Source organism: Vibrio sp. 1557 (assembly GCF_033340175.1).
GTDB classification, from domain to species: domain Bacteria; phylum Pseudomonadota; class Gammaproteobacteria; order Enterobacterales; family Vibrionaceae; genus Vibrio; species Vibrio alginolyticus.
The window spans coordinates 1-1,168 of the sequence record NZ_JAWOVZ010000216.1 but is presented as its reverse complement, the minus strand read 5'-3'; the positions used below and the strand labels follow the sequence as shown (position 1 = coordinate 1,168).

2 protein-coding genes and 1 pseudogene are annotated in these 1,168 nt (G+C 46.0%); 1 reads left to right on the top strand and 2 read right to left on the bottom strand.

From position 1 onward, the window contains the following. Positions 1 to 386 (top strand): RlmF-related methyltransferase (locus tag R7070_RS26000; RefSeq protein ID WP_318141487.1); only part of this gene is annotated, 386 nt, incomplete at its 5' end. Positions 387 to 453: 67 nt separating this feature from the next. Here the strand turns inward: R7070_RS26000 and R7070_RS25995 are convergent. After that, the gene (locus R7070_RS25995; RefSeq protein WP_318141486.1) at positions 454 to 774 is read right to left on the bottom strand and encodes a hypothetical protein; all 321 of its coding nucleotides are present in this window, start codon (positions 772 to 774) and stop codon (positions 454 to 456) included. A 73-nt stretch (positions 775 to 847) separates the two neighbouring features. Further along, positions 848 to 1,168 (bottom strand): annotated as a pseudogene (locus R7070_RS25990) (peptidase S41); the annotation flags it as partial.

Sequence of the window (1,168 nt, the reverse complement as noted above, 5' to 3'; positions counted from 1 at the left end):
CTGCAATGGGCAGTCAGCGTAAACTCGACAACCTAAAAGCAAACCAGCGAAAAAAAGGGGTCAAGTCGCAAAATAGCCCAGTGAAGCAGGGCAAGCCAACGTTGAACTTTGGTGGTCAAAACGCCGAGCTTTGGTGTGAAGGTGGAGAGGCGGCATTTATTCGTCGAATGGCCAATGAAAGCCAAGCATTCAGCTCTCAAGTGCTGTGGTTTACGACGTTGATTTCGAAAAAAGACAACGTGCGTCCGATGCGTAAGCAGCTAGAAAAGCTGGGAGTTAAAGCGATTCGTGTGGTGGAAATGAGCCAAGGCCAAAAGATCAGTCGTTTTATGGCTTGGTCATTCATGGACAAGCAGCAAAGAAAGACTTGGATTGAGCTGAAATAATTTTATCAGTTATATTTGTTCAGCAGAATAGATAAGAAAAGCCCGCAGTTTTCTGCGGGCTTTTTGATCAACGTTTGGTGACTGGTTCACAATTCAGTGCTGTTAGTGGCACAAACTGGTCTGTTTTCGCGTAGAACAGTCCGCAGGTTGTACCGCGAATCTGCAATGTGTACTGGTCAGGAAAATCGGTATAGCTACCGTCTAGTAGCACGTTATCCTTGCCTTTTACTTTGCCTTTCTCAATCAACAAGTGCGGAGACGATTCAAATACGTTGCTTGCGATTCTTGGTGCTGGCGTACCTTGAATTTGTGCAATCGCAGCTTGTACTTCCTTTACGGCCTCAGGCGTGGTTTTAGTGCTTAAGGCTTCAACAGGTTCTCGTGACATTACTTCACACCCCAAAATCGGTAGTGTTAGTCCAAGACAAGCACAAAGTCTTATAGCTGTTGCGCGCCTTGATCTAGTTGATCTCAACATGTATAGCCTCTGTTCTTAGTGGTGAACGGTGATCCTTAAGTGCTGGAGAGTCGCTGTTAAGTGGCATTGTGTTGAAACTCGCAGGCGACACTTGTGGACAAGTTCCTGTATCCATGTAGTTGAGTGCGGCAGATAGCATGCGCTCGGATGTATCGCCTAGCGGCTTCGTTAGGTCGTCATCTACCCAACAACCTTCAACTCGATTATCTAAACCAAGGTTGCTGCTAATTTGGCTCTTAGGTGTTGGAACAAAACCGTCGGCAAAGTCGCCAAATTGTTTTTCGTTCGCAGATTTAAACTGAAT